The sequence below is a fragment of the Roseovarius sp. ZX-A-9 genome, assembly GCF_028369135.1.
In the GTDB taxonomy this organism is placed as follows: domain Bacteria; phylum Pseudomonadota; class Alphaproteobacteria; order Rhodobacterales; family Rhodobacteraceae; genus Roseovarius.
The window spans coordinates 1-2,711 of record NZ_JAPWHW010000061.1; the positions used below are offsets into that span (position 1 = coordinate 1).

The following is a 2,711-nucleotide window of genomic DNA, read 5'->3' on the forward strand; positions in this document are numbered from 1 at the left end:
TGTGCGATCGCGATTTGTCTGGACGGGTGTGAGCCTGCCTATCTTGAGGCGGCGATTGCGGATGGGTTGATGCCGCATCTGGCGCGGATGCGCCGCGAGGGCACGGACCGGTTGGCGCATTCGGTGATCCCGAGCTTTACCAACCCCAACAACCTGAGCATCGCGACGGGGCGTCCGCCGATCGTGCACGGGATCTGCGGCAACTACCTTTACGACCCGGACACCGGGACCGAAGTGATGATGAACGACGTGCGGTTTCTGCGTGCGCAGACGGTTTTTTCGGGTTTTTACGAGGCGGGGGCCAAGGTGGCAGTGGTCACGGCCAAGGACAAGCTGCGCGCGCTTCTGGGCGCGGGCCTGCGCTTTGACGAGGACCGGGCGCGGTGCTTTTCGGCCGAGAAATCAGATACATCGACCCAGGCCGAGCATGGACAGGAGGCCGCCAGCAAATGGCTGGGGATGGCGCAGCCCGAAGTCTATTCGGCGGAACTGTCTGAGTTCGTCTTTGCGGCGGGCGTCAAGCTGTTAACCGAATGGAAACCGGACGTGATGTATCTGACCACGACCGACTACGTGCAGCATAAATATGCGCCGGACGACGCGCAGGCCAAGGCGTTCTACGAGATGTTCGATAAATATCTCGGGCAGCTCGATGCGCTGGGCGCGGCCATCGTGGTGACGGCCGATCACGGGATGAAGCCCAAGCATGACGCGCAGGGCGACCCAAAGGTGATCTATGTGCAGGACCTGCTGGACGAGTGGCTGGGCGAGGCGGCGGCGCGGGTGATCCTGCCGATCACCGACCCTTACGTGGTGCATCACGGTGCGCTGGGCGGCTTTGCCACAGCCTATCTGCCCGAGGGCGCGGACCGGGCGGATATCATCGCGCGGCTGGCGGAACGTGACGAGCTGCTGGAAGTTATGGGGCGCGAAGAGGCGGTCGAACGGTTCGAGCTGCCGGCCGACCGGATCGGCGACATCGTGATGATCTCGACCGAGAACATGACCATCGGCACCTCGGCGCACCGCCACGACCTGGCGGCGCTGAACGAGCCGCTGCGCAGCCATGGCGGGCTGACCGAACAGGTCGTGCCATTTATCTGCAATCGTGTGATCGACCTGCCGTCCAAGCCGGAATTGCGCAATTTCGACGCGTTTTTCTACGCGACAACCGCGGCCGCCCTGTGATGGGATCCATGGTAACGCTTTGGCAAGGATTGGCCGGTAAAGGTGGGGTAACGCGATGAGCAGAACGGAGATCAGGCATGAAGGCATGCGTATCGGCGGGCAGGAGGTGTTCACCGATGACGTGATCGAGGTGACATACCCCTACACGGGCGAGGTGATCGGCACGGTGCCTGCGGGCCGGGCAGAACATGCGGCGCGCGCGTTCGAGATCGCGGCAAATTACACGCCAAAGCTCAGCCGCTATGAGCGCAGCCAGATCCTGCAGCGTGCGGGCGAGCTGATCGGTGAACGGCGCGACTACATGGCCAAATGGCTAGTGCTGGAGCTGGGCATCTGCCACCAGCACGCCATCTACGAGACCAAGCGGGCGCAGGATGTGTACCAGTTCGCGGCGATGCAGGCGCTGCAGGACGATGGCGAGATATTCAGTTGCGACCTCACGCATAACGGCAAGGAGCGCAAGATATTCACCAAGCGCGAGCCGGTGCGCGCGATCAGCGCGATCACACCGTTCAACCACCCGCTGAACATGGTCAGCCACAAGATCGCGCCGTCGATCGCCACGAATAACTGCATGGTGTGCAAACCCACCGAACTGACGCCGCTGACCGCCATCGCGCTGGCGGACATCCTCTACGAGGCGGGGTTGCCGCCCGAGATGTTCCAGATCGTGACCGGCTGGCCCGGTGATATCGGCGAGGAAATGATGGTGAACGAACATATCGACATCATCACCTTTACCGGCGGTGTGCCGGTGGGCAAGTTGATCGCGTCCAAGGCAGGCTACAAGCGGCAGGCGCTGGAACTGGGCGGGAACGACCCGCTGATCGTGTGCAATGATCTGAGTGCCGCCGATCTGGAGCGCGCGGCCACCATCGCGGTGGCGGGGGCCACGGGCAATTCCGGCCAGCGCTGCACCGCGATCAAGCGCATCCTGGTGCAGGAAAGCGTGGCGGAGGCCTTCGTGCCACTGGTTCTGGAGAAGGCGAAACAGATCAGGTTCGGCGACCCGCAGGACCCCGAGACCGAGCTGGGCTGCGTGATCCATGCGCAGGCGGCGGAAGTGTTCGAGAACCGCGTTCTGCAGGCCGAGAAAGAAGGCGCGAAGATCCTCTACCACCCGGGTCGTCAGGGCGCGCTGTTGCCGCCCATCGTGGTCGATCACGTGCCGCATGCCAGCGAACTGGTGATGGAAGAGACCTTTGGCCCGATCATCCCCATCGTGCGCGTGCCCGACGACGACGCCGAGGTGATGCGCATCTCCAACGGCACGCAGTTCGGCCTCAGCTCGGGCGTGTGCACCAACGACCTGAACCGCGCGATTGCCTATATCAACGGGCTGGACGTGGGCACCTGCAACATCTGGGAACAACCCGGCTACCGCATCGAGATGTCGCCCTTCGGCGGCATCAAGGACTCCGGCAACGCCGTCAAGGAAGGCGTCATCGAGGCCATGAAGTTCTTTACCAACGTCAAGACATACTCCCTGCCGTGGCCCAATTGACAAAAGCCACAGATTCTCC

At 62.9% G+C, this 2,711-nt stretch carries 2 protein-coding genes; both read left to right on the forward strand.

Annotated elements, in window-relative coordinates:
* Window positions 1-1,188: phosphonoacetate hydrolase (phnA, locus tag O3306_RS22395; protein ID WP_272011639.1), on the forward strand; the 1,188-nt coding region annotated here is incomplete at its 5' end.
* Window positions 1,189-1,243: 55 nt separating this feature from the next.
* Complete coding sequence (gene phnY, locus O3306_RS22400; protein ID WP_272011641.1) at window positions 1,244-2,692, forward strand: phosphonoacetaldehyde dehydrogenase; 1,449 nt, start codon at window positions 1,244-1,246, stop codon at window positions 2,690-2,692.
* Window positions 2,693-2,711 lie beyond the last annotated feature (19 nt).